We start from the raw sequence: 21,249 nt of genomic DNA, 5'->3' as shown, positions 1-21,249 counted from the left end.
AGCGTCAGAGCGGGCACAAATGGCTTGTACGCCACAAGACGCACGGCGAGAACGCTCTGGCCGACCGCTCCCGTCGTCCGCATTGCAGGCTCGCGCGATCATCGCCGCCACGGACTAATTGACCCGCGTGATTCCGCGCAGCGCTAACTCTGCCAGCGCTTCGAACACTTCAATGCACGAACGGCGGGGAAGGCCGACACGCGGCAGGACAATCCGGGTGAACGAGTGACCGTTGGACTCCAGGAACAGTCGTAGCCACCGCATCGACTTGAACGACGGCAACGGGTCGTTAGCTGACGTTGACACCCACCTTGGCTGAGCCGCTCCGGGCATTCTCGCTTAATGTGGTTCCTGGCCGATGTTATCGGGCTGTTATCACAGAATGTGGGGCCCCTTCTCACGCAATGTGGTTCCACGCGTGGCCGATATTCTCAGCGAATGTGGTCCCGCAAAACCCGATGTAATCGGTTCCTGCGTCGGATGTTATCGGGCCGCTACACCTAATCGCGTTCCTCAGAACTACGGAACTCCGGCACGTGCCTTGCTCGATGCCACTGGAGCTGCCCCCGCAGGCAGTCGGCCCCGGAAGGGACATCCAGCGTCGGACATTGGTCATTGGAGGCTTATATGAACAAGGATCAGGTCAAAGGTACGACGGAGAAGGTCAAGGGGAAGGTCAACGAGACGGTTGGCAAGGTGACCGGCAACACAAAGCAGGAGGTCAAAGGCGACGTGCAGCAGACAGCCGGCGAAGCGCGCAAGACGGCCGGGGATGTCAGGGAAGCGGTCAAGGACTCGACGAAAAAGCCGGTTTAACGATCGGCGTGACGAACGCGCGCAGAAGAACAACGCGACGTGCCCGCTGCGGGCTGCGACTCGCAGCGGGTGAATGGTAACTTTGCGCGGCAGACATGGAGACAACGAATGCGGATCGCGCAGATTGCGCCACTGCATGAAGCCGTTCCGCCGCAACTGTATGGCGGCACCGAGCGCGTGGTGTCGTATCTGACCGAGGCGCTGGTCGAACAGGGACACGACGTGACCCTGTTCGCCAGCGGCGACTCGCGCACGCGGGCGCATCTCGAAGCGGCGTGGCCGCGCGCAATGCGCCTCGATCCGTCCATCATCGACACCCTGGCCCCGCACCTGCTGCTGCTCGAAAAGGTCCGGTGCGTGGCTTCCCGCTTTGACGTGCTGCATTTTCACCTCAGCTATCTCCCGTTCCCGACGTTTTCGCAACTTGCCGTACCGTTTTTATCCACCCTCCATGGTCGTCTGGACCTGCCGGAGTTGCAGCCGCTGTTCGACGCGTTCCCCTATGCCCCCGTCGTGTCGATTTCGACTTCGCAACGCCGCCAGCTACCGCGGGCCAACTGGCTCGGCACGATCTATCACGGTCTGCCGGAATACCTGCTGGAGCCGCAGCCGCAGACCGGGCCGGACTATCTGGCATTTCTGGGCCGGATCTGCCCGGAAAAACGGGTTGATCTGGCCATCGAGATCGCGGCAAAGGCGAAGCAACGCCTGAGGATTGCCGCGAAGGTGGACCGGGCGGACGAAACGTATTTTAGAAACGCGATCGCGCCCCTGCTGTCGCAGCCGCACGTTGAATTCGTCGGCGAAATTGACGAAACGCAGAAGGCGGCTTTTCTGGCGGGCGCGCGCGCCCTGCTGTTTCCGATCGACTGGGCCGAGCCGTTTGGCCTGGCGATGATCGAGGCGATGGCATGCGGGACGCCGGTGGTCGCGTTCAACCGGGGATCCGTGCCGGAGGTGATAACAGAGGGTGTGACGGGCTACGTCGTCGACGGTGTCCAGAGCGCGGTCGAAGCGCTGACGCGACTCGGTTCTCTTTCCCGCAAGCAGATCCGGGCGCAGTTCGTCGCCCGTTTCACGTCGCGGCGCATGGCGTGGGAATACGTGAATATCTATAAAACGCTTGCCCGGATCCCCTGACTGGCAGACGGTTCCATGGCTTCTGCATCAGCCGGCGGACCGGAGGCCTTCTTCTCTGGCTGGGGCGGCGGAACTCGACGGTCTTTGCGCTGGACGAGACGCAGACGGACCGCCAGCCGTCTGGTGGGCCGTACTGGATTCGAACCAGTGACCAACGGATTAAAAGTCCGCGGCTCTACCAGCTGAGCTAACGGCCCGGTGCGCCCGATATCGATCTGCCACCCGGCACGACTTGCCTGCCTCTAGCCGATATCGATCGTGCGGGTCGCGGATCGCGATGGCTCCGATTTCGGCACGGTCAACGTGAGCACGCCATCGAACTTTGCCAGGGCATGGTCGGGATCGGCGTTTTCCGGCATCTGGATCGGTGGTACCGTTCAGAAGGGCAACGGAAAGTACGCGGCGGGGGACTATACGACCATCCTGCTTGACCCTCCTGCGGCCTCACCCTGCAACGACCAGGTCGTGACTGACATCCTCCTCGGGAAAGGTGGCGCGCCCGACCCTACGATCCTGTTGCCTTACCTGCGTTGCACATTACGTGCGATGCAGGTATGCGGCCTGTCGTGAAGCTGTTCCTTGCTCCCCAGCAACGCTGGGGCCCGAAGATATCCGTGCCTGGCAACTGCACCTCCTCGAAGCATTCACCTCGCGCAAAAGCTTACGTTTTTTGACCATAGGATTTCATAGTTCTATAACGCTTTCGCAAAGAAGATCCCTGCGACAAGGAGCAGCCGATTCGGCGCGCACAAGGGACCAAATCTTGCTGCCTAATTCATGCACGGGAGACCGATCATGATGAGGCTTTTCGGCATATTGGCCTTAGCGGCTGGCGTCGCGGGATGCGTTGCCACCCAGCCGTACGATTCCAGCTATCCTCCGTATGGATATGGCCCCGGCTATTACGCGCCTAGTACCAGCATCGGCGTGGGCGTTGGCGGCGGAAGCTTCGGCGGTGGTGTGGGTGTTGGTGTCGGCGTTGGTTTCTGACACCGCCCCTACGGGTGCCGCCGACCGCAAAGGGCTGTGTTCAGCCCTCTAGCCCTCTTATCGAAGTCTGCTATCGGACCGGGCTCGGGCCACTTTCGGTCGTTCAGATCAAGGGTTGCCCGCACCGCCCGATGCACCGAACACCTGGCCCGTCACATAGCTCGCCTGGGCCGAAGCGAGTTGCACATAAAGCGGTGCGATTTCGGCAGGCTGGCCGGGACGCCCCATCGGCACCTGCTGGCCGAACTTCTGCACATTCTCGGAAGTCTGCCCGCCAGTGACTTGCAGCGCGGTCCAGAATGGCCCGGGCGCCACGGCGTTGACACGAATGCCTCGCTTGATCATTTGCTTGGCCAGCCCCTTCGTGAAATTCGCAATGGCCGCCTTGGTCATCGCGTAGTCGAGCAGATTCGCGGAAGGTTCGTAGGCATTGACAGAACTCGTATTGATGATGGCCGCGCCAGGCGGCATATGCGCAATCGCGGCCTTGGTGATCCAGAACATCGCATAGAGATTCGTACGCAACGTCCAGTCGAATTGCTCGGTCGTGATGTCAAGAATGGAATCGTGACTCTGCTGGCGCCCGGCGTTATTCACGAGGATGTCCAGACCTCCAAGCTCCTGCACGGCGCTGCTGACCAGAGACTGGCAGAACGACTCACTGCGAATGTCGCCCGGCAATGCGACGGCTTTGCGTCCGGCTGAACGGATGATCTGCAATACTTCGCGTGCGTCCGGCTCTTCCGCGGGCAAATAGACAATGGCCACGTCGGCGCCTTCACGCGCAAAAGCGATTGCTGCCGCGCGGCCGATGCCCGAATCGCCGCCGGTAATCAATGCGCGTCGCCCATTAAGACGGCCGGTTCCGCGATAGCTCGTCTCGCCGTGATCCGGGCGTGGCGTCATGCGTCCGGCGAGCCCCGGCCACGGTTGCTCCTGTGCCGGAAACGGCGGATGCGGATAGAGTTCGCGCGGATCGGTCAGTGTGGTGGTGCCCGCGGTGCCGGTTGCATTTGCGGTGTCGGACTGCGCCAAAGCATGGCCGGCCACCGCGGTCATCAGACCCGCGGTGGCGCCCTGCATCAGCTTGCGGCGCGACGGCGAGAGGGTGTTGTCGGAAGGCATGGTGGATTCCTGTTTACGGTTACCTTGCAGGAGTTTCGATACTGACTCGCAGGCTCCTGAACGCCGGGCGACTGCAGTTGAAACCAGCAAACAGAGTTCCCGATCGGAATAGGGGGCGTGCGCGCTTATGCATTGAGAACCTGCCTCCAACGAATGGACGCTCCAGCGCGCGCTGGTGGGGGCCGACCCGGTGGATTTAATCTTCTGCGGCGGGGCGTTGGGTCCGTTAAGGTCCACTCTCGACACCTGGCGCGGGGCGTTCCATTGGAGAGAAGCCAAGTACAGAGACGAAGAGGCCGCCTGGCGGCCGATCCAGCGTGACTACGGTGATAGTCTGCGTCCGTTCACGGGGTGAACCGGCACGCTTAGTCCTCGGACGCGGTACGGCCATCAAGAGACTTTCGCGGACTCGGAGCAAATGGCCTAGGCTCTGCATGTAGCGGACGGTCACGCTTACTACATGCATCGAACACCATAGATTCATCACAGGCCGTGTGTGAAGGCGAGCGCGCGTTATCCTTCTCGCAAGAGGTTTAGAGCAGGCATTAGTGAGGCTGCTGGCTGAAAAGATCATCGACGATTTTTCGCGCAGCACTATAACCTCCCATAATGGCGGCGGCCTCCGTGTCGAACGGCCGGCCCCCGGTGTCACCGAAGCGCAGCGGCGAAAATTACGCGACAGCCGTGCCTGCCTGGAGAATCCTTACCGTGGCCACAAAGCCCGCTCGGTTGGCGGAACTGGCGATCCGCGGCCAGCTAAAGTCCGATTCGACGCCCACCTCGAGGGTGAACCCGTGGTGTTCATATGTACGTGTCATGGGGTGGTTACTCTCAGTCCACGCAAACCTGCGAATCCTGTTCAATGACGATTGCGGACGGATTCTTGCGACGATTTTCAAATCGGAGAAAGAGATCAACGATCGCGCGAGTGGGTATGCTGGCCGACAAGGTTGCTACCTTGATCGGGCTGAACCAGTGACACTCTGAGTTTTCGTTGCCGGGCTCAGGCGACGCGTCCCGCGCGAGGTCGACGGAAAAAACATGATGCCGTTTGTTCAGGCCGCCAAACTGGAACAGGTACGTCAACCTCGTCTCAACGAGGTTCGTTTCCTCTTCCAGTTCGCGTCGAGCCGCTTCCAGCGGCGATTCGGACTACTTTATCGTACCGCCGGGCAGCGACCACCGTGAGCGCGCGCGGGCGACCAGAAGCACCTTGCTGTCTCGTACGCATACGATTGTGGATCGATCTTTCATGCTCTTCAGTCTAGAGGTGATGCTTCCGTGTATAGAGCCGATTCTGAACCAGCTTAATGTTTTCAACGTGCAGAATAGCCCACCAGGGACTTCCGCACTTAGCGGTTCAAAAATGACAGAAAACCTGGGCGGTTGCATCTCGCAAATGGTTGTAAGCTGAAAAATCGAAATGATTTTGCTGGCACGAAAACGACATGAAAACGGTTCTGGTGCAAATAGGCTGTCTGGACGAGAAGGTCTCGATAAAAAGGATACCTTATCGATAAGACAGGACCGCATTCCATACGGTGAGTACAGTGGCATCTTTGAGGCCGAGCTTTGCGAGATTGAATTGGCCTTTGCTAATGCCATGCATCAACTCAATGCCGGCCAGAGTGATCGCGGCATTCCTGAAACGCTTGAAGCCGAGCATGGCATCGGTCAGGGACTTGATGTGGCGATGGTCCTGTTCGATCAGATTGTTGAGATATTTCGAAGATCGAACCTTCGTGCCCTCTGGCATCACGCCGTCGGCCTTCATCTCGCGCACAGCACGGTGTGAGGCGGCATAGCCATCGAGTGTAATGGTTTGCGGCGGCCGCCCCTGATGTTTGATTGCCTTGTTGAAAAAGGCTTTGGCCGCGTTCACGTCGCGTTTCGCCCTGAGCAGGAAGTCAACCGTCTGACCCGCCCGATCTACTGCCCGATAAAGATAGACCCATTTACCGCGGACTCTCAGGTACGTTTCGTCGACGCGCCACGACGTTCCAGCAGGCGTGCCGAAACGGTTCCAGCGCTTGACGAACTCCGGCGTGTAACGCTTCACCCAACGCAGGATCGTTGTGTGGGCGAGCGACAGGCCGCGCTCGGCCATCATCTCGACGAGATCACGCAGGCTGAGCTTGTAGCGTAGATACCAGCGCACGCACTGAATGATCACATCGCGGTTGAAGTGACGGCCTGAGAACAGATCGCCCATGTTTTTAAGCTTGCTCATTATCGAATCATGAGATCGGGGAAGCAGCACTCTAACCGATCACATTCTCTGTTTGCACCAGAACCGCTCAGGCGATAGACGTCATTCCCGGCGCCCGGCGTCGAAGTGGTGACGCCTTCAACTAATGGAATGGACGCCCCCACCCGAAACGGCATCAATGTGCCAAAGTGGTCGGTGTCGTAACACCATTTGATCGGAGAGAGCGTCCATTCCATTAGTTGAAGCAGATCCTCGTGCGTAAGCGACGATAGCGGTTTGCCCAGCTGGACGATCGCCCACGGCAACAGCCGCCCGGCTTCCTTGCGGTAGTTCTCGAAGGTGGTTTTTGTGTCGACCACGCGTGCGAGCCATGCGCGTATCACATTGAGATCGTCGACTGCTGTGATCTGCATGCGGCCGTTCGCGCGGTTGGTGCCGTGTCGTCCATCGAGTTCGGCCGGCAATTCGACCGCATCAAGCGGACGCGGTACGATCAGGGTCGTTTTCATGGTCGAGAGCGCGGCGGGTCTTAGTTTCGGGATGTCAAGCGATGGTTGTCGCATCTGTGCCGCATCATTTCAACATTGTAGGATTAGTGTTAAATACGTCGACGGATGCGTCGGATATGACGCGAATTACGTTGCATTGCTAATCAATATCCGCGCAAACCGCTCCGGTGTCCAACGTCGTCCCTGACGAAACCCGGCTCACCGCCGAGATCGACCGCCTGAAGGTCGGCTTCCCAAAGACGCGAGCTGCCCGCGAGGTCTGCGCGCTGCTGTTCTTCCGGTTCGCAATCACGCCGACCGCGAACCGGCTTTACCTGCTGGTGAAGCGGGGCAGCATGAGCGGCCCGCGCACGTGCTCGGCGGATTCTGGACCGAACGCGCCAGAAAACCCGCGTACGCATCGGGCATCCGGACCTGCCCGCCGATCTCGCGGCGGCCCCCCGGCGTCAGACTACTTGTCGTGTTATCTGAATCTTATAGACATGGTCCGGGGGCGGTAAAATCAGGGTGAATGAAAGCCTACTCAGCAGAAAGAAAAGAAGCGCTGGTGCGTCGCATGATGCCGCCGGAAAACGCGTTGGTCTCAGCGCTGGCCAGAGAAACGGGAATTACCGAACAGACGTTGTACACGTGGCGCCGACAGGCGAAAGGACAAGGGCTGGCCGTGCCGGGCGATGGGAAGAATCCCGAGGGATGGTCTTCGGAAGACAAGTTTGCAGTAGTGCTGGAAGCCGCCCCGCTCAACGCAGCGGAGCTGGCCGAGTACTGCCGGCGCAAAGGACTCTATCCCGAACAGATCGCGGCGTGGCGAGCGGCCTGCCAGGCAGCCAACGCGAATGCCACCGAGCAGGCACGCGAGCAGCGCCACCAGTCGAAAGACGACAAGCAGCGCATCCGGCAGCTCGAGAAGGAATTGCAGCGCAAGGAGAAGGCGCTAGCGGAAGCGGCGGCGCTGCTGATTCTGAGAAAAAAAGTCCAGGCGATCTGGGGAGACAAAGAGGACGATTGATCAACGTCCCGGATCGCCTGTTATGTATATCGTTGATACGCGAGGCGGCGCAGTCAGGCTGCCGGCTGGAGAAGGCTTGCGACGAGTTGGGCGTGAGCCTGCGCACGTTTCAGCGCTGGGTCGGTGACGGTGACACGGTACGTGCTGATGGTCGTACCACGACCGAACGGCCGCCGCCGGGCAACCAGTTGAGTGAGGCTGAACGGCAACAGATTCTTGAGGTAGCCAATAGTGCGGAGTTTGCCAGTCTGCCGCCCAGCCAGATCGTGCCGAGGCTGGCCGATCGCGGCGTGTATGTCGCATCGGAATCGAGCTTTTACCGCGTGCTGCGCAGCGCCTCGCAGCAGCACCATCGTGGTCGTGCGCGCAAGCCCTCGACCCGGGTAGTGACCAGTCATTGCGCGACGGCGCCCAATCAGGTCTGGTCGTGGGACATCACCTGGGTACCTGCGGCGGTCAAAGGACAGTATTACTACTGGTACATGATGCTGGACGTGTTCAGCCGCAAGATTGTCGGTCACGAAGTGCATGAGGCCGAATCGGCAGAACTGGCCGCGTTGCTGATGCGGCGTGCCAGTCTGGCAGAGGGCCTGGCAGGACGTCCCCTGGTGCTGCACTCGGATAATGGCAGCCCGATGAAAGGTGCGACGATGCTTGCCACCCTGGAGAACCTGGGGGTCGTGGCCTCGTTTAGCCGACCACGCGTGAGTAACGACAACCCGTACGCAGAGTCGCTGTTCCGGACCTGCAAGTATCGGCCCGACTACCCGCGCAAGCCGTTCGGCAGCGTTGATGAGGCGCGGGCCTGGACGCAGCAGTTCGTGCGCTGGTACAACCATGAGCACAAACACAGCGGCCTCAAATTCGTCACGCCGGCCCAGTGTCATAACGGCGTGGCGAATGCAGTTCTTGCGCAACGTGAGATCGTTTATGCGGAGGCCAGGCAGCGCAATCCACGGCGTTGGTCCCGATCGACGCGCAACTGGAAATTGAAGGATGAAGTCTGGCTCAATCCGGAGCGCATGCAACCGGAAGAACTAAAGCAGTGCGCATGAGGTGACGCGACAAGTACGTTGACAACCGCCGCGGCCGCCGGCGAACCGGTCGCTATCCTGTGGAGGCGCGCCACCACGTCAGCGGGGCGACGCTCGGCGCGCTGCAGTCGGTCGCCGCCGCCCGCGACGAACTGGGCCGCATCGAGGCGACCCTTCGATTCGCGGGTGGCCGCGCAGGTCGAGGTCGCCCCAGCGGATGCCTGCGCTGGCGAAACACGCGGGCCAGCACCGGCAGGATCTTCAGCGCCCAGCGATGTACGGTAGCGTGATCGACGGCTGCACCCCGTTTGGCCATGATTTCGTGGAGCTAATGCAGGCTTAGCGGGTAGGCCGCATACCAGCGCACGCACACCAGCATGATATCCAGCGGGTAGCGAAGGCGCTTCAGAACCTTTCGAAGGTTCGATGTTTCGAGCTGCAGATAGAGCGGTTTTATGGACTCCAGCTTAACCGGACTGGCTTACCGCGACAGAGCCACGAAAGATTCGGTAAATGCTCGTCGGATGGCTTTCGCGTCGACCTTTGCTGATTCCTGTCGATCGGCAACATGTGCCACTGGCACTCAAGGTACAGCGCCTTCAGGATGTGGTTGAACAACAACCACCGGGGCAACTAGCGTCTATGACACACATCGGCTGACATCCACAAATAACCGAGCTTGACTCTCGGGGAAGTCCTTGCGAGCACAATCAGCCGAAACCAGTTTCACAGAGACGAGGGGGGCGATGCTGTGGGCATGGGTCCGTCTTGTGTGGATGCGCTGCTGCCCCGCGGTCCGGTCATCCGCTGGTATATTCGGCGGAACAAGCAAGACCGGAGAAGATGCGATGAATCTGGATGCGGCTAGCCGAAGCCGGGGCGTGGCGGTGCTGTTGACGTTGTCCGGCGGATTTCTCGACGCATTTACCTATGTCGGTCACGGGGGCGTGTTTGCTAACACAATGACGGGAAATGTTGCACTGCTTGGTATCGAAGTCGCGGCCGGGAACTGGGTGCAAGCGGCCCGTCACATCCCTCCACTAGTCGCGTTCGTGTTCGCGGTATTCGTGGTTCACCTGTTGCGCCTGGACGCCGTCACGCGTTCGATCCGGCGTCCTGCGCTGATCTGTCTGCTACTCGAGATCGTGTTCCTGACCATCGCATCGAGCGGTCTGGTCGGGGCTTCGGAAGTCTGGCTTATTCCGGGCATTTCGTTCGTCGCCACGCTGCAGACCTTGTCGTTTACACATCTCGAGAATCTGACCTATACGTCGGTCATGACGACCGGGAATCTGCGACGGGCTGCGAAGAGGCTGCTGGAAGGCCTGATTCCAAGATATGACAGGACAGCGTTGCGGGATGCATCACTGCTCGGAATGGCCGGCTTCAGTTTTTTCGCGGGCGCGGTGCTCGGTGGCGTTTCCACCCGCGTGTTGCACAGCGGGGCGCTGTGGATTTCGGTTCTGCTTCTCGTGGGCGCGCTAATGCGAATGGTCCAGCTGGTTGTCTGGCCGGGGTCCAAGACTGGGTCGCAAGCGCCGCGTGCATGAGGATGGCCAAAGTTAGTATCGCATCCGCTCGTTTACAAGCAGAAAATCGCAGCTTCATTCACAGACATGTGGGTAAACCTGAACCCTCAGAGGTATCACTGCGTCTGCAGTTTGGAACGAGGTCTTTCCGGCTCAATCAGGTATCCTGTCAAAATCAACGCCCTCGATCATCTCCGCCATTTGCTCTAGATCCGTCGTACGTCTCGCGGCTAACTGTGCGCAGCGCGTCGATCATGGGGTTGTCGAATTTGACATCCTGGGTGCGCGTTTCGTGCTCACTCTGAATGAATCACACGTACGGACGAGAAACGTGTTTTCGCCCCAACCGAACGTTCCATACAGGTTCAGTTGCAAGCTGCCGTGTCTGCCGACATAGAGAATCGCGGCGGCTTTGGTCGTCTGCGGCGCAATAAAAAGAAAACCGCTGTGCGACGCCGGGGCGGGTGGGACGTCGACGACCTTGGGAAGCGATTACGCGCGGGCCGGATGGCATGGTGCGATACGCGATCGTCAGCAGCCAGGCCCAAAGTCATCCTGACGGCCGAATCCAGAAACCGGGATGAAAAGAACCCATGCGTTTGTTCATGACGGAACCCGTCGCAACGACAGGCGGTACGAGCCTTGTGTTGCGGTGCTCGTCATGGGTCGAGCCGCCTTGGTGGTCTTTGGCAGGCACTGCTTTCGTGGCCCACGAGCCGTCGATGCAGGTCCGATACCGACGATGCGATTGCCCAACCGCGAAAGCGCTCCAGACAGTGGCCGGCCCCGGCCGTCACGTCATCCGCGATTCTGGTTAATAGGCCTCGATAAATTGCACGATCTCGCCGCTATCGCGCTTGAGGTACAGGTCGTCGCCCTTGATGCGCACCTCGTTGCAGGCGTAGGGGATCTTGCTGCCCTTGCTGCAGACCTTGGCGTCCTGTGCTTTCCAGTCGCCGTGGTCTGCAAATCGAGCCGTTTGACGGCGCATTGTTGCCTTGTTGCTGCCGGCGACAGTTACTAAACGCGCCAGGTGGCGCAAGAGCCGCGCGTCATATTGCGGTTCTTTAGACGTTTCCACACACCCCGGGTCGGTCGATGCGGGAAGGGCTGACGTCGTCCGTCGCCCTTCACGTCAGACTTTCTCCTAGTTGGCACTCGTACCCGAGGCGTGGTTACCCATTCCCATCCCGCCATCTTCCTTCTTCATCATTTTCTTCTGATGCTTCATCGGTTTTTTGGCCATCGTACCGCTTGCAGCCATGGGTTCGCTTGCGGCCATTGCGCCCTTTGACATCGAGTTGTTGCCCATCGCGCCGCTCGACTGGGCGAATGCAGAAGTACCCAGCATCAGAAGGCTTGCTGAACATGCAGCCATGATCAGACGTTTCATCTTGAGCTCCTTTTTCATGACGTGAATCCTGCGGTCGCCGGTTTGTTATCACCCGCTTTCACCGGTTCTTCCCGGGGTGCCCTCTACATGTTCCTCTGCGCTTCAGGCACCGCCAAGTCAGTTCTGTGCATTTCCCCCGGTCAATCCTGTAACCCGTCGGGGCAGCTATTTCTGGGCCCCGATGAGGTACCCCGGCCTCCTGTGACCGCGCCCGGGCATCAGCATTCCGACGCCAACGCGCGTCGCATTTCGCTGCCGCTCGCGGACTGACCGGTTGCCCGCGTCAATCCCTGTCTCCGCCCGCTCGCATTCTCGTCCGCGTCGCTTTATATAACGCTTGAGGTACGGGAACGGTGGACCCGTGCAGCGGTGAAAGATGAACGTGTCTTCGTCTTTCGGACATGGCCGCCGGGAGGCGAGTGCTTTGCGGGGTTCGGAGATCAACGGGACAGCGAGCCGGCTTAAGGATCGCCGGCCGCCCTGGCCGGTTGATACAGTGTCCATTCCCTTTCCCGCGTACGGTACGATGCCCTCCCGTCACGGCCTCCGAATCAGCGCGTCGCCCCCGTACCACTATCAGCCATACGGCGAAAGTTGGACCGGCTACCTCGAAGCCACGCTGTGCAACCGGGGGCTCTATTTGCCGTCGCCGTCGAGATTTTGCAATCCGTGGGACTGCCGACCCTGGTTTGATCTTGACACGCTGAACAACGCGGCCGTCCGCGTGCAGTGATTCCCGGTGGTTCATGCCGCTCTGCGCCAATGTCCGCCCGCAGGATGCCGACGAGATCCGGAACAACCGGGAATTGCTGCTCGCGATGGTCGATCAACGCTCGATGGGGCTGATTGCAACGATCGACGCCGAAAGAACACAGCACGCCGCGTCACCCGACCTGCCAACGGCGGTCGATAACGTTGTGCCGGTTGCAGAGAGTGCGCTGGTTCGTATCCATTGTCGGGTGCGAATGCAAGAGGGCCGAGGAGATCGTGGAAATGGTGCAGCGGCAACAACCCAGCGGCAGCGGTAGGCAGGCGATCTGGCACCCGCATTGTTACGGCGTCGGCTTCACCACCCTCTACGACGGACGTTGAACCTGGAGAAGCGGCCTGCGGACAGTTCGCTATAGCTGAAGGCGCGCGATTACGGTACGACCGGTCACTGAGCGCGCGGAAAATCAGAGACCGCGCGCCGCGTCGCGTTCATTTTGCCCAACGCCTGTCATTTCCCGGCCGCCCGCACGACGAAAGCTTGAAACACCGCGCCGCACGATCCCGTCGCGAGCGCTGGTGTTGTGTTCCCAGATGCGGTTTGTGCGACGGATACGCCGAAGCCTGCCGCGCTGTGCGAGTGGACGTCGCCTGTGCGGCCCTCTTCTGATTCGGGCTGCGAACGCGAAATGGAGGTTCTATGAAACCGATACAAAAGGTCATTCTGTACGGAATGCTGCCGTTTGTCCTGGCAGCCGGCGCGGCGCACGCGCAGGGCATCGGACGCAGCGGCACGTACACCATGCCGCCGGACTGGGCAATGATGATGGACAAGTTGACTCCCGAACAACGGAGCCAGGCCATCGACATCCAGGAAAAGATGATGAAGATGGACATGGAGCATCAGCAGGCGATGGCGCAAATGGAAATGAAGCACGCGCAGGCCATGATGCAGTTGCAGACCCAACTGCTGGATATCTTCAAGGGACATTGACGTCGCAGCGCGAATTGCTGAGACTGCGCGGTCGCGACGACCCTGCGCCCACGCGCATTAGCTCCGGCTTTCCGCATACGGTGTTTCTGAAAAGCCATGAAATCCCATCCGTCCGGCTTGACCGCGTTCGTGTTTGCAGGCGGTGGCAGTCTTGGCGCAATCGAGGTGGGCATGCTGCGCGAACTGATCGAACGCGGTGAGCGGCCGGGTTTGGTCGTCGGCGCTTCCGCCGGCGCGATCAACGCGGCGTATTTCGCCGGCCGTCCGGACCGCGACGGCGTCGCGATGCTCGAAGCGCTGTGGTGCACGATCAGGCGGCAGGACATCATGCCGTTGTCGATGCTCGGGCTGCTCGCGATGATTCTGCGTAGCCGTGCGCATCTCGTCGAGGCAAATGCGCTGCGGCGGCTGCTGGAAAAGCATCTGTCGTATGAGCGGATCGAGCAGGCGACGCTTGCCCTTCACATCGTTGCGACCGATATGCTCGCCGGCCACGAAATCGTGCTCTCATCGGGTCCCGTGGTGAACGCCGTGCTCGCCAGCGCGGCGATACCTGGCGTGTTTCCGCCGGTGCGGATCGACGGGGTGGCTCTGGTCGATGGCGGTGTGGCCAACAACACGCCGGTCTCGGTGGCGGTCGCGCTCGGCGCGACGCGCATCATCGTGCTGCCGGCCGGCTTCGCTTGTGCGTTGCATGCGCCGCCCGGCAGCGCGATTGCGCAGGCCATGCACGCTCTGACGCTCGTCATCGCGCGACAACTCGTTCGCGATCTGGAATTCTACTCGGCACGCGCGCAGATCTACGTCGTTCCGCCGCTGTGTCCGCTCGATGTGTCACCGTACGACTACTCGCAGTGTGCGCGGTTGATCGAACGTGCTGCGCAGAAGACGCGCGCGTGGCTCGGCGAAGGTGGTCTCGAACGCGTGTTCATTCCTGACGAACTGCGCGATCATGCGCACACCACCGCAACGTACTAGCGGCTAACGTCCTTCCGTGCGAAATGGGGCGGTGATCGCCCGTAGAGTCGCTTGCAGCAAGGCTCCACGGCCCTACGTGTGTCGCACAGCGGACGATTTGTCAGGTCGTCACTCAATAAGCGGTAAGAACCTTTAGGACCAAACCGCAGGATTCGCACGGAAAGTACGACAACCCCGCGAGGCGTGTCATTGGCGATCTGAAAGTCGTCAAAAACTTACGGTGTGAAACTCACCGCGTGGAACCGACTTTTCTTGGTTCATTTTCTTTGGGGCCCGGTTTGTCTAAAGCCTGGTTCTTCTTTATTTTTCTTCGCTCCGTTCTCCTGCTTCCCTTGTAGTTGCCGCATTCTCAGCGGACTAGCCACTGAGGTGAGTCGCGGCGCAGAACGAGCTTGACCCTTGATCGCGCGATCGTGCTATCGCTTCGTCAGTGTGAATTTGAAACCGTCCGTTTTCATCGAATTCCACGCCGCTGGTGACAAGGCGCGCGAGCCAGGCGCGGACGGCGCTGATTATAGGGATAATGTCAAAATTATAGGGAGAGCGCATTAGATATAGGTCGGTTTACGTAGTAATATAAGCGGAAGCCAAATCCGTAAAGCCCTCATGAGTGACGTCCTGTCCCGCGACGCGGCGCTGGCCGCCGAGATCGAGCATCTCAAGGCCCGGTTCCCGAAGACCCGCGAGCTGTACCGCGAGGTCTGCGCGCTGCTGTTCTTCCGCTTCGGCATCACGCCGACCGCGAACCGCCTGTACCAGCTCGTGAAGCGGGGCAGCATGGGCACGCCGACCCAGGTCCTGGGCGAGTTCTGGACCGAGTTGCGCGAGAAAAGCCGGGTGCGCATCGACCATCCCGACCTGCCCGCCGATCTCGGTGCGGCCGCCGGCGAACTGGTCGCCACCCTCTGGACGCGCGCGAGCGCGTCGGCTGCGGCCTCACTGGACGCACTGCGTGACGAACTCGAGGCGCAGCGGGCGGAGGCGCAACAGTCGGTCGTTGCCGCCCGCGATGAGCTGGGTCGCCTCGAGACGGCGCTCGAACAGCGCACCGCCGCGCTGCTGGCCGCGCAGGTCGAGGTACGGGAGCTCGACAAGGCGCAGGCTGAAGGTCACGCGCAGCGACAGGCACTCGAAGCGGACCTCGGGCGACTCAGGGACGCGCTGATCGGGCGCGATCGCGAACTCGCGGAAGTGAGGGAAGGGTTTTCGCGCGACCTGGAGAAGCAGCGGGAAGCGGCTGAACGCGCCGGGGAACGGCTACGGGCCTCCGAAAAGCGCGCCCTGCTGGAGATTGATCGCGAACGAAGTATTGCAACAAAGCTGCAGAAGGAGCTGGAAGAGGCCTCCCGTCGTGCGGACAGGAAGGACGACGACCAGCGCCGTGCATCGGAAACCATGCGCGCGCAGCTGGGTGACGCGCGTCATCACGCGGGCGTGCTGCAGGGGCGCCTGGAAGCCGTTCAGGCCGAGAATGCCCGGCTGCAGACGGAGGTGATGACGCTGCGGGAAGCGGAAACGCGTGCGCGGGAAGACCGGCAGTCAGCTGTCCCTGCTGCCGTCCGGAAGACATCACGTTCGACCCGTTCGTCCCGGGTCGTACCGACCGCCAGCCCAGCCAGGCGTCGCAAGAAAGCGGTATAAACGCAGAATGTGACCCGTCGCTTAAGGAAACCGGCTGCATGGCTGACCTCTACCTGCTCACTGGACTGACGCTTCCACATGGCGTCGCGCATGAGTCGCTGCCCGTGACGGTGACGCGCTTTGTGTCGGATTGCTGGCAGGGCATGAGCCGCACGCAGATGATGGCCCGCGCGAAACGGCGGGGCCTGCGCCTGTCGTTCCGCGCGACGGCGCCATGCCCATCTGGCGAAACCGGCGTGTTCGAGTTGCGCTTCAGCGATGGTGGAGGCGAATGCCTGATGCTGGCCCGGCTGCAGCGGGTTGGAAACAGGAGCAGTGGAAGTCGGCGCGCCCGCCGGACCGACGTATCCCGCCCCCCGGCGCGCGATGCCCGACAGACCAGTCTGTTCTGACGCGACGTCTCCGGTTGCCGCGCAGCGCGCCGCTCGCTATGCTCCAGACCTTCAACCAATCTGTGAGTCACGAAGTGCGGCGCGTTACGGTCAGACAGTCATCAGTTCATGGGCGAGGCGTCTTCGCGCTACAGGCAATCCCTGCCGGCCAGCGGATTTTCGAACATCGTGGTGAGGTCACTTCGTGGCGGCGGGCCTCTGCCAGACACCGGCGGTTCGGGATGCGCGGCCACACGTTCATTTTCGGACTGGCTGACGGGCGCGTGATCGACGGTAGCGTCGGCGGCAACAGCGCCCGCTGGCTGAACCACTCCTGCCAGCCGAACTGTGAGGCGATCGAGGACGAGCGGGGGCGGGTTTTTATCGAAACGCTCAAAGACGTCATGCCGGGCGACGAGCTTTCTATCGCCTACGGACTCACGATCGATGAAGCGATGACTCCCGAATTGGTCGCCGACTACGCCTGCTACTGTGGGACGAAGCGGTGTACCGGTTCGATGCTGGCCCCGGTGAGCGGAGATCAAGTGCGCCCGTGACAGACGCATCCAGTTTTTCCTTCGAAATGGTTCGGCGCCGGACGGGCCATGAAGCTGTGCGCCGTCCCGTCCCGTCCCGTCGCGCGCAGCCGTTATCGTCATCTGTGCAAGCCCGGCGCGTCTTGCCAGCACCCCGGTCGACGGAGTAGGATTAAATCCTGTCAGCTTGGAGAGCGCCATGCGTACCACACAGCAGTTCAGCATTACCCTGCCCAACGAGATGGCCGAGCTCATCCGCACCAAGGTCGCCAGCGGCGAATACGCGTCTGAAAGCGAGGTGATCCGCGACGGGCTACGCACCCTCGCGGCCCGCGACAGGGCCATCGAGGCCTGGTTGCGTGACGAGGTGGTGCCTGCGGCCGAAGCGTTGCGCGCGGAGGCCGCGCGCGCGCTCACGCCCGAGCAGGTGCGCGCTCACCTGGCGAAGAAGCGCTCGGGCGCCGCATGAACTACCGGGTGCAGTTTGCCCCGGAAGCGCGGGACCAGCTTGAGGACATCGAAAGGTTTATCCGTGAAGCGGGTTCGCCCATCACGGCGGCCCAATATGTCGACGCCATCGTGAGTTTCTGCCTGCGCCTGCAGACGTTCCCTGAGCGCGGCGTGCCGCGCGATGATCTGTTGCCTGGCCTGCGCGTGACCCACTACCGGCAGCGCGCCGTGATTGCTTACCTTGTGGATCATGAGGTGGTGTCAATCGTTGGCGTGTTCTACGGCGGACGGGCCTGGGAACCGTCTTTCGCGGACCCGACGGACCACGACCAGTGATGACGCGCCCGCACCGTGTCGCCGACGCGGGCGTTCGGCGCGCAATCGCCGAGTCAGTCGATGAGCACGGCAGGAAATTGAGAAGCACGGTCAAATGGATTAATCTCGTCACGCTGACCAGCAAACTGTTCTGAATCCGACGGATACAGCTCGACATTTTCAACGACAGCCGCGACGTGATGCTGCGCAACGATGTCCTGTCCGCGTTGCAGCAGTATGATGCGGCGGGCGCGCGGCGCGCGCTGCAGGCCCTTGCGAACGAGTATCCGGACGACGTCGCCCAGGTGTATTTCGGGTCGATGGTCAATGCCCTCGAGGGTCGATCGACGGCACCGTTTGGCCGTCACGAAGCCGCCTTGCAGGCTTGCCAGGCGCTGTCTCACGAAGTCCAGCCCGCAGTCGCGCGGGCGTTCCCGAGGCAGAGCGGGGCGACCTGGCTCGCACCGCTCTGGGCAGAACTGGCCGGTCGCGCCGCTGCGCTGCCTTTCCGTGCGGACCACGCGGATGCACACGCGGCGCCGCTCTTCCTGCTTGCTGCGAGGTGGGCCGAGGCCTCTAATGCGATATCGCGTGTCGCGTCCTGGCGACGGATTCCAGCGTCGCTTTGCTGGATGACGGAGGCGCGCTACCGGCTCGACGGCGTGGACGCGGCCTGGCCGTTTCTGGTGGAACTTGCGTGGCTTTCTCCATCCCGGTTTGACCGCCTTTTGAGCCGGCTTGACGACGCGTGCGTCAACAGGTTGCGGCGCGCCTTCGATACGTCGTTTGAAGGCGCTGGCGACATCGGCGATCTGGCATGGTTTCCGGCGTGGGTACTCACGGACAAGACCGGCCTCGCGCCGCTGTTCAAACAGGCGGAGCCTTCGCGACAGAATGCGCCCGAGCGGGCGGCGAAGGTGATGCTCGAGTTACTCAGCCTGGAGCGTCAGGGCCGGCATCACGAACTGCTGGAAACCCGGCGCGAACTGCAGGCGCTCAACGGGGCGCTGTACGCTGCCTACATGAAGACGCGCTGAGAAGGTCCACGGAACATGTCACGAACCGCTTCTCACAAATGGGTGTTCGCCGCGCGGTTCCGGCGTGGCGCCTTCGGCTGGAAATCCGCGTTGCCGATCCAGCGTCTGAAGGAGGCCCTGACCGAAATCCGGCAGGTCGCCCGTGCAGATCCTGTTCTCGCGGCCGACGGCGCTGTCGCCCTGCTCGAAAAGCTTTCGCCGGCGCTCGAGCAGGTAGACAGTTCTTCCGGGGCGATCGGTACCGCCGTGAATCGCGCCATTGATGCGCTGGTGCCCGTCATTGCCGGGGCAGATGTGCCTGCTCTGGTCCGCACGCGTTGGCTGGAACGCCTGTTTGACGCGCTCCAGGACGACCGGATGCCGTATATCGAACAGCTGGGCGATCGCTGGGGCGACCTGTGCGCCTCACCCGCCATCGCGTCCTCATGGGCAGACCGGTTGTTGCCGGTTACCGCGCGCGTCATGGGCGCTGAAGGTCTGGGCGAGCATTTCGCGGGTACCACCGCCTGCCTCAGTGCACTGAATGCCGCCCGCCGCCATGAGGAGCTACTCGCTCTTGTGAATGGCGCGCGCCTGAACTGGTGGGGGTATCGCCAGTACGGGGTAGATGCACTGATCGCATTAAATCGTTCGGCTGAAGCACTGCGTTATGCGGAAGCGTCGAGGGGGCTGAATGCGCCCGCTGTCGCCATCGCCCGCAAATGCGAAGCGATCCTTCTGTCGAAGGGCATGACGGACGAGGCCTATCGGCGCTACGCGATCGAGGCCAATCAGGCCACCACGCATCTCGCGACGTTCCGTGGCATCGCGAAAAAATATCCGGACAGGAGTTCCAGCAGCATTCTCCGCGACCTGGTCGCGAGCAGTCCCGGCGCCGAGGGGAAATGGTTCGCCGCCGCGAAGGACGCCGGCCTTCTCGATCTGGCGGCGTCGCTCGCGATGCGCGGCCCCACCGACCCGCGAACCCTGACGCGAGCCGCACGCGATTTCGCCGGACAGGCACCAGCGTTTGCGATGACCTGTGGTATGGCGGCGCTGCACTGGATAAACGCAGGTTTTGGCTATGAAATCACCAGTGGCGATGTACTCGATGCCTATTCCTCGCTCTCACAGGCGGCGCTCGCGAGTGGCATGACGCGCGACGAGCTTGACCGGCAGTTGCGCAATCAGTTCGCGGCCAATCCAGGGCATTCGATTGTCGCCACGGTGCTGGCGCATCATTGGGTCGCATGACGTCGCGGTGCATCCAGGTCACCGGGAGGGCGGCCCACGCAAGGCCTGTGGCCCGGCGTGCTGTCGTCAACGGGCGGGCCCAGGCCTGTGGGACGAGCGCCCGTTATGCCGCCGATGACTGAACTGAAGCGTAATGCGGTTGTTGCCGGCAGTTTTACGACAGACAGAAGTCTGTACAGGACTTGCATCATGAAAGAGTACAACCCCCGGTGCGCACCCGAACCTGAATCATGGCTCGAACGGTTCTGGTGCAAACAGTGAATGTGATGGGTTAGAGTGCTGCTTCCCCGATCTCATGATTCGATAATGAGCAAGCTTAAAAACATGGGCGATCTGTTCTCAGGCCGTCACTTCAACCGCGATGTGATCATTCAGTGCGTGCGCTGGTATCTACGCTACAAGCTCAGCCTGCGTGATCTCGTCGAGATGATGGCCGAGCGCGGCCTGTCGCTCGCCCACACAACGATCCTGCGTTGGGTGAAGCGTTACACGCCGGAGTTCGTCAAGCGCTGGAACCGGTTCGGCACGCCTGCGGGAACGTCGTGGCGCGTCGACGAAACGTACCTGAGAGTCCGCGGTAAATGGGTCTATCTTTATCGGGCAGTAGATCGGGCGGGCCAGACGGTTGACTTCCTGCTCAGGGCGAAACGCGACGTGAACGCGGCCAGAGCCTTTTTCAACAAGGCAATCAAACATCAGGGGCGGCCGCCGCAAACCATTACACTCGATGGCTATGCCGCCTCACACCGTGCTGTGCGCGAGATGAAGGCCGACGGCCTGATGCCAGAGGGCACGAAGGTTCGATCTTCGAAATATCTCAACAATCTGATCGAACAGGACCATCGCCACATCAAGTCCCGGACCAATGCCATGCTCGGCTTCAAGCGTTTCAGGAACGCCGCGATCACTCTGGCCGGCATTGAGTTGATGCATCGCATCCGCAAAGGCCAGTTCAACCTCGCAAAGCTCGGCCTCAAAGATGCCACTGTACCTACCGTATGGAATGCGGTCCTGTCTTATCGATAAGGTATCGTTTTTATCGAGACCTTCTCGTCCAGACAGCCTATTTGCACCAGAACCTCTCGCGGCACCCGGTCCCTTCCCGACGCTCGGCGCGTCTGTCAGGACCATCAGTACTCGGGGCGCAGTTCAACCAATAGGCAATTGCCGTCTCGAACGCCTCTGCAAGCAGAATTACGACACCGGTTACCGACCTCGTACGGGATCAGCGG

General features: G+C 61.2%; 20 protein-coding genes, 1 tRNA gene and 5 pseudogenes. 17 read left to right on the top strand and 9 right to left on the bottom strand.

The annotated features are described in order from the left end of the window. Positions 1-44 precede the first annotated feature (44 nt). From OKW39_RS26705 to OKW39_RS26695, 3 genes and pseudogenes are all read left to right on the top strand, one after another. A pseudogene (locus OKW39_RS26705) lies at positions 45-122 on the top strand (hypothetical protein); the annotation flags it as partial. Between the two features lie 505 nt (positions 123-627). Beyond that, on the top strand, positions 628-816 hold the full coding sequence (locus tag OKW39_RS26700; protein WP_429359539.1) for a CsbD family protein: 189 nt from the start codon (positions 628-630) through the stop codon (positions 814-816). Positions 817-924: 108 nt separating this feature from the next. Continuing rightward, entirely contained in the window at positions 925-1,956 is a 1,032-nt protein-coding gene (locus OKW39_RS26695; RefSeq protein ID WP_429564042.1) for a glycosyltransferase family 4 protein, read from the top strand. A gap of 121 nt (positions 1,957-2,077) precedes the next feature. Here the strand turns inward: OKW39_RS26695 and OKW39_RS26690 are convergent. From OKW39_RS26690 to OKW39_RS26665, 6 genes and pseudogenes are all read right to left on the bottom strand, one after another. Beyond that, positions 2,078-2,153 (bottom strand) — tRNA-Lys (locus tag OKW39_RS26690). A gap of 45 nt (positions 2,154-2,198) precedes the next feature. Further along, positions 2,199-2,321, bottom strand: a pseudogene (locus OKW39_RS26685) (Hsp20 family protein); the annotation flags it as partial. A gap of 733 nt (positions 2,322-3,054) precedes the next feature. Then, positions 3,055-4,071, bottom strand: coding sequence for an SDR family oxidoreductase (locus OKW39_RS26680; protein ID WP_429360653.1), 1,017 nt, complete (start codon positions 4,069-4,071; stop codon positions 3,055-3,057). A gap of 831 nt (positions 4,072-4,902) precedes the next feature. Continuing rightward, positions 4,903-5,325 (bottom strand): annotated as a pseudogene (locus OKW39_RS26675) (NUDIX domain-containing protein). Between the two features lie 256 nt (positions 5,326-5,581). Then, positions 5,582-6,301: an IS6 family transposase gene (locus OKW39_RS26670; protein ID WP_429564270.1), complete on the bottom strand. Its 720-nt coding sequence runs from the start codon at positions 6,299-6,301 to the stop codon at positions 5,582-5,584. Next, a complete protein-coding gene (locus OKW39_RS26665; protein WP_429564041.1) occupies positions 6,301-6,789 on the bottom strand; it encodes a hypothetical protein in 489 nt (162 codons plus the stop codon). Before OKW39_RS26665 ends, OKW39_RS26670 begins: the two co-directional genes overlap by 1 nt. Positions 6,790-6,956: 167 nt before the next feature. Here OKW39_RS26665 and OKW39_RS26660 point away from each other — a divergent pair. Then, positions 6,957-7,227: pseudogene (locus OKW39_RS26660) on the top strand (DNA-binding protein); the annotation flags it as partial. Positions 7,228-7,300: 73 nt separating this feature from the next. Next, positions 7,301-8,853, top strand: a protein-coding gene (locus OKW39_RS26655) for an IS3 family transposase (protein ID WP_244168772.1) whose coding sequence is annotated in 2 segments (ribosomal slippage) — positions 7,301-7,763 and positions 7,763-8,853 — 1,554 coding nt in all. Because the reading frame shifts where the segments join, the coding sequence is not laid out codon by codon here. A gap of 184 nt (positions 8,854-9,037) precedes the next feature. Here the strand turns inward: OKW39_RS26655 and OKW39_RS26650 are convergent. Continuing rightward, positions 9,038-9,289, bottom strand: a pseudogene (locus tag OKW39_RS26650) (IS6 family transposase); the annotation flags it as partial. Positions 9,290-9,680: 391 nt separating this feature from the next. On the opposite strand from OKW39_RS26650, the gene OKW39_RS26645 reads away from it, so the two are divergent. After that, entirely contained in the window at positions 9,681-10,382 is a 702-nt protein-coding gene (locus tag OKW39_RS26645; RefSeq protein ID WP_429564269.1) for a YoaK family protein, read from the top strand. 793 nt (positions 10,383-11,175) lie between these two features. Here OKW39_RS26645 and OKW39_RS26640 read toward each other — a convergent pair. Both OKW39_RS26640 and OKW39_RS26635 read right to left on the bottom strand, forming a co-directional pair. Further along, complete coding sequence (locus OKW39_RS26640) at positions 11,176-11,442, bottom strand: hypothetical protein (protein ID WP_429359547.1); 267 nt, start codon at positions 11,440-11,442, stop codon at positions 11,176-11,178. Between the two features lie 66 nt (positions 11,443-11,508). Next, positions 11,509-11,772 carry a pentapeptide MXKDX repeat protein gene (locus OKW39_RS26635; RefSeq protein ID WP_262421745.1) on the bottom strand — a complete coding sequence of 88 codons (264 nt, stop codon included), beginning with the start codon at positions 11,770-11,772 and terminating at the stop codon, positions 11,509-11,511. Between the two features lie 728 nt (positions 11,773-12,500). Between OKW39_RS26635 and OKW39_RS26630 the strand changes: the two genes are divergently transcribed. The 11 genes from OKW39_RS26630 (at position 12,501) to OKW39_RS26580 (ending at position 21,043) form a co-directional block, all read left to right on the top strand. Further along, positions 12,501-12,782 (top strand): hypothetical protein, encoded by a 282-nt coding sequence (locus OKW39_RS26630; RefSeq protein WP_429348345.1) that lies wholly within the window; start codon positions 12,501-12,503, stop codon positions 12,780-12,782. A gap of 380 nt (positions 12,783-13,162) precedes the next feature. After that, positions 13,163-13,456 carry a hypothetical protein gene (locus OKW39_RS26625; protein WP_429348346.1) on the top strand — a complete coding sequence of 98 codons (294 nt, stop codon included), beginning with the start codon at positions 13,163-13,165 and terminating at the stop codon, positions 13,454-13,456. Between the two features lie 96 nt (positions 13,457-13,552). After that, a complete protein-coding gene (locus OKW39_RS26620) occupies positions 13,553-14,434 on the top strand; it encodes a patatin-like phospholipase family protein (protein WP_429348347.1) in 882 nt (293 codons plus the stop codon). 606 nt (positions 14,435-15,040) lie between these two features. After that, entirely contained in the window at positions 15,041-16,075 is a 1,035-nt protein-coding gene (locus tag OKW39_RS26615) for a DNA-binding protein (RefSeq protein ID WP_429359552.1), read from the top strand. Positions 16,076-16,113: 38 nt separating this feature from the next. After that, entirely contained in the window at positions 16,114-16,467 is a 354-nt protein-coding gene (locus tag OKW39_RS26610; RefSeq protein ID WP_429359554.1) for a hypothetical protein, read from the top strand. Positions 16,468-16,541: 74 nt separating this feature from the next. Next, the gene (locus OKW39_RS26605) at positions 16,542-17,003 is read left to right on the top strand and encodes an SET domain-containing protein (protein ID WP_429360655.1); all 462 of its coding nucleotides are present in this window, start codon (positions 16,542-16,544) and stop codon (positions 17,001-17,003) included. Between the two features lie 178 nt (positions 17,004-17,181). Beyond that, positions 17,182-17,451, top strand: coding sequence for a type II toxin-antitoxin system ParD family antitoxin (locus OKW39_RS26600; protein WP_429359556.1), 270 nt, complete (start codon positions 17,182-17,184; stop codon positions 17,449-17,451). After that, complete coding sequence (locus OKW39_RS26595; protein WP_429564040.1) at positions 17,448-17,768, top strand: type II toxin-antitoxin system RelE/ParE family toxin; 321 nt, start codon at positions 17,448-17,450, stop codon at positions 17,766-17,768. The genes OKW39_RS26600 and OKW39_RS26595 overlap by 4 nt, the downstream gene beginning before the upstream one ends. A 179-nt stretch (positions 17,769-17,947) precedes the next feature. Beyond that, positions 17,948-18,784 carry a hypothetical protein gene (locus OKW39_RS26590; protein WP_429564268.1) on the top strand — a complete coding sequence of 279 codons (837 nt, stop codon included), beginning with the start codon at positions 17,948-17,950 and terminating at the stop codon, positions 18,782-18,784. 15 nt (positions 18,785-18,799) lie between these two features. Continuing rightward, positions 18,800-20,017: a hypothetical protein gene (locus tag OKW39_RS26585; protein ID WP_429564039.1), complete on the top strand. Its 1,218-nt coding sequence runs from the start codon at positions 18,800-18,802 to the stop codon at positions 20,015-20,017. A 306-nt stretch (positions 20,018-20,323) separates the two neighbouring features. Then, entirely contained in the window at positions 20,324-21,043 is a 720-nt protein-coding gene (locus OKW39_RS26580; protein ID WP_429563900.1) for an IS6 family transposase, read from the top strand. Positions 21,044-21,249 lie beyond the last annotated feature (206 nt).

The sequence above is a fragment of the Paraburkholderia sp. MM6662-R1 genome (assembly GCF_050436245.1).
Lineage (GTDB): Bacteria > Pseudomonadota > Gammaproteobacteria > Burkholderiales > Burkholderiaceae > Paraburkholderia > Paraburkholderia tuberum.
This window is presented reverse-complemented; position numbering and strand designations above follow the sequence as displayed.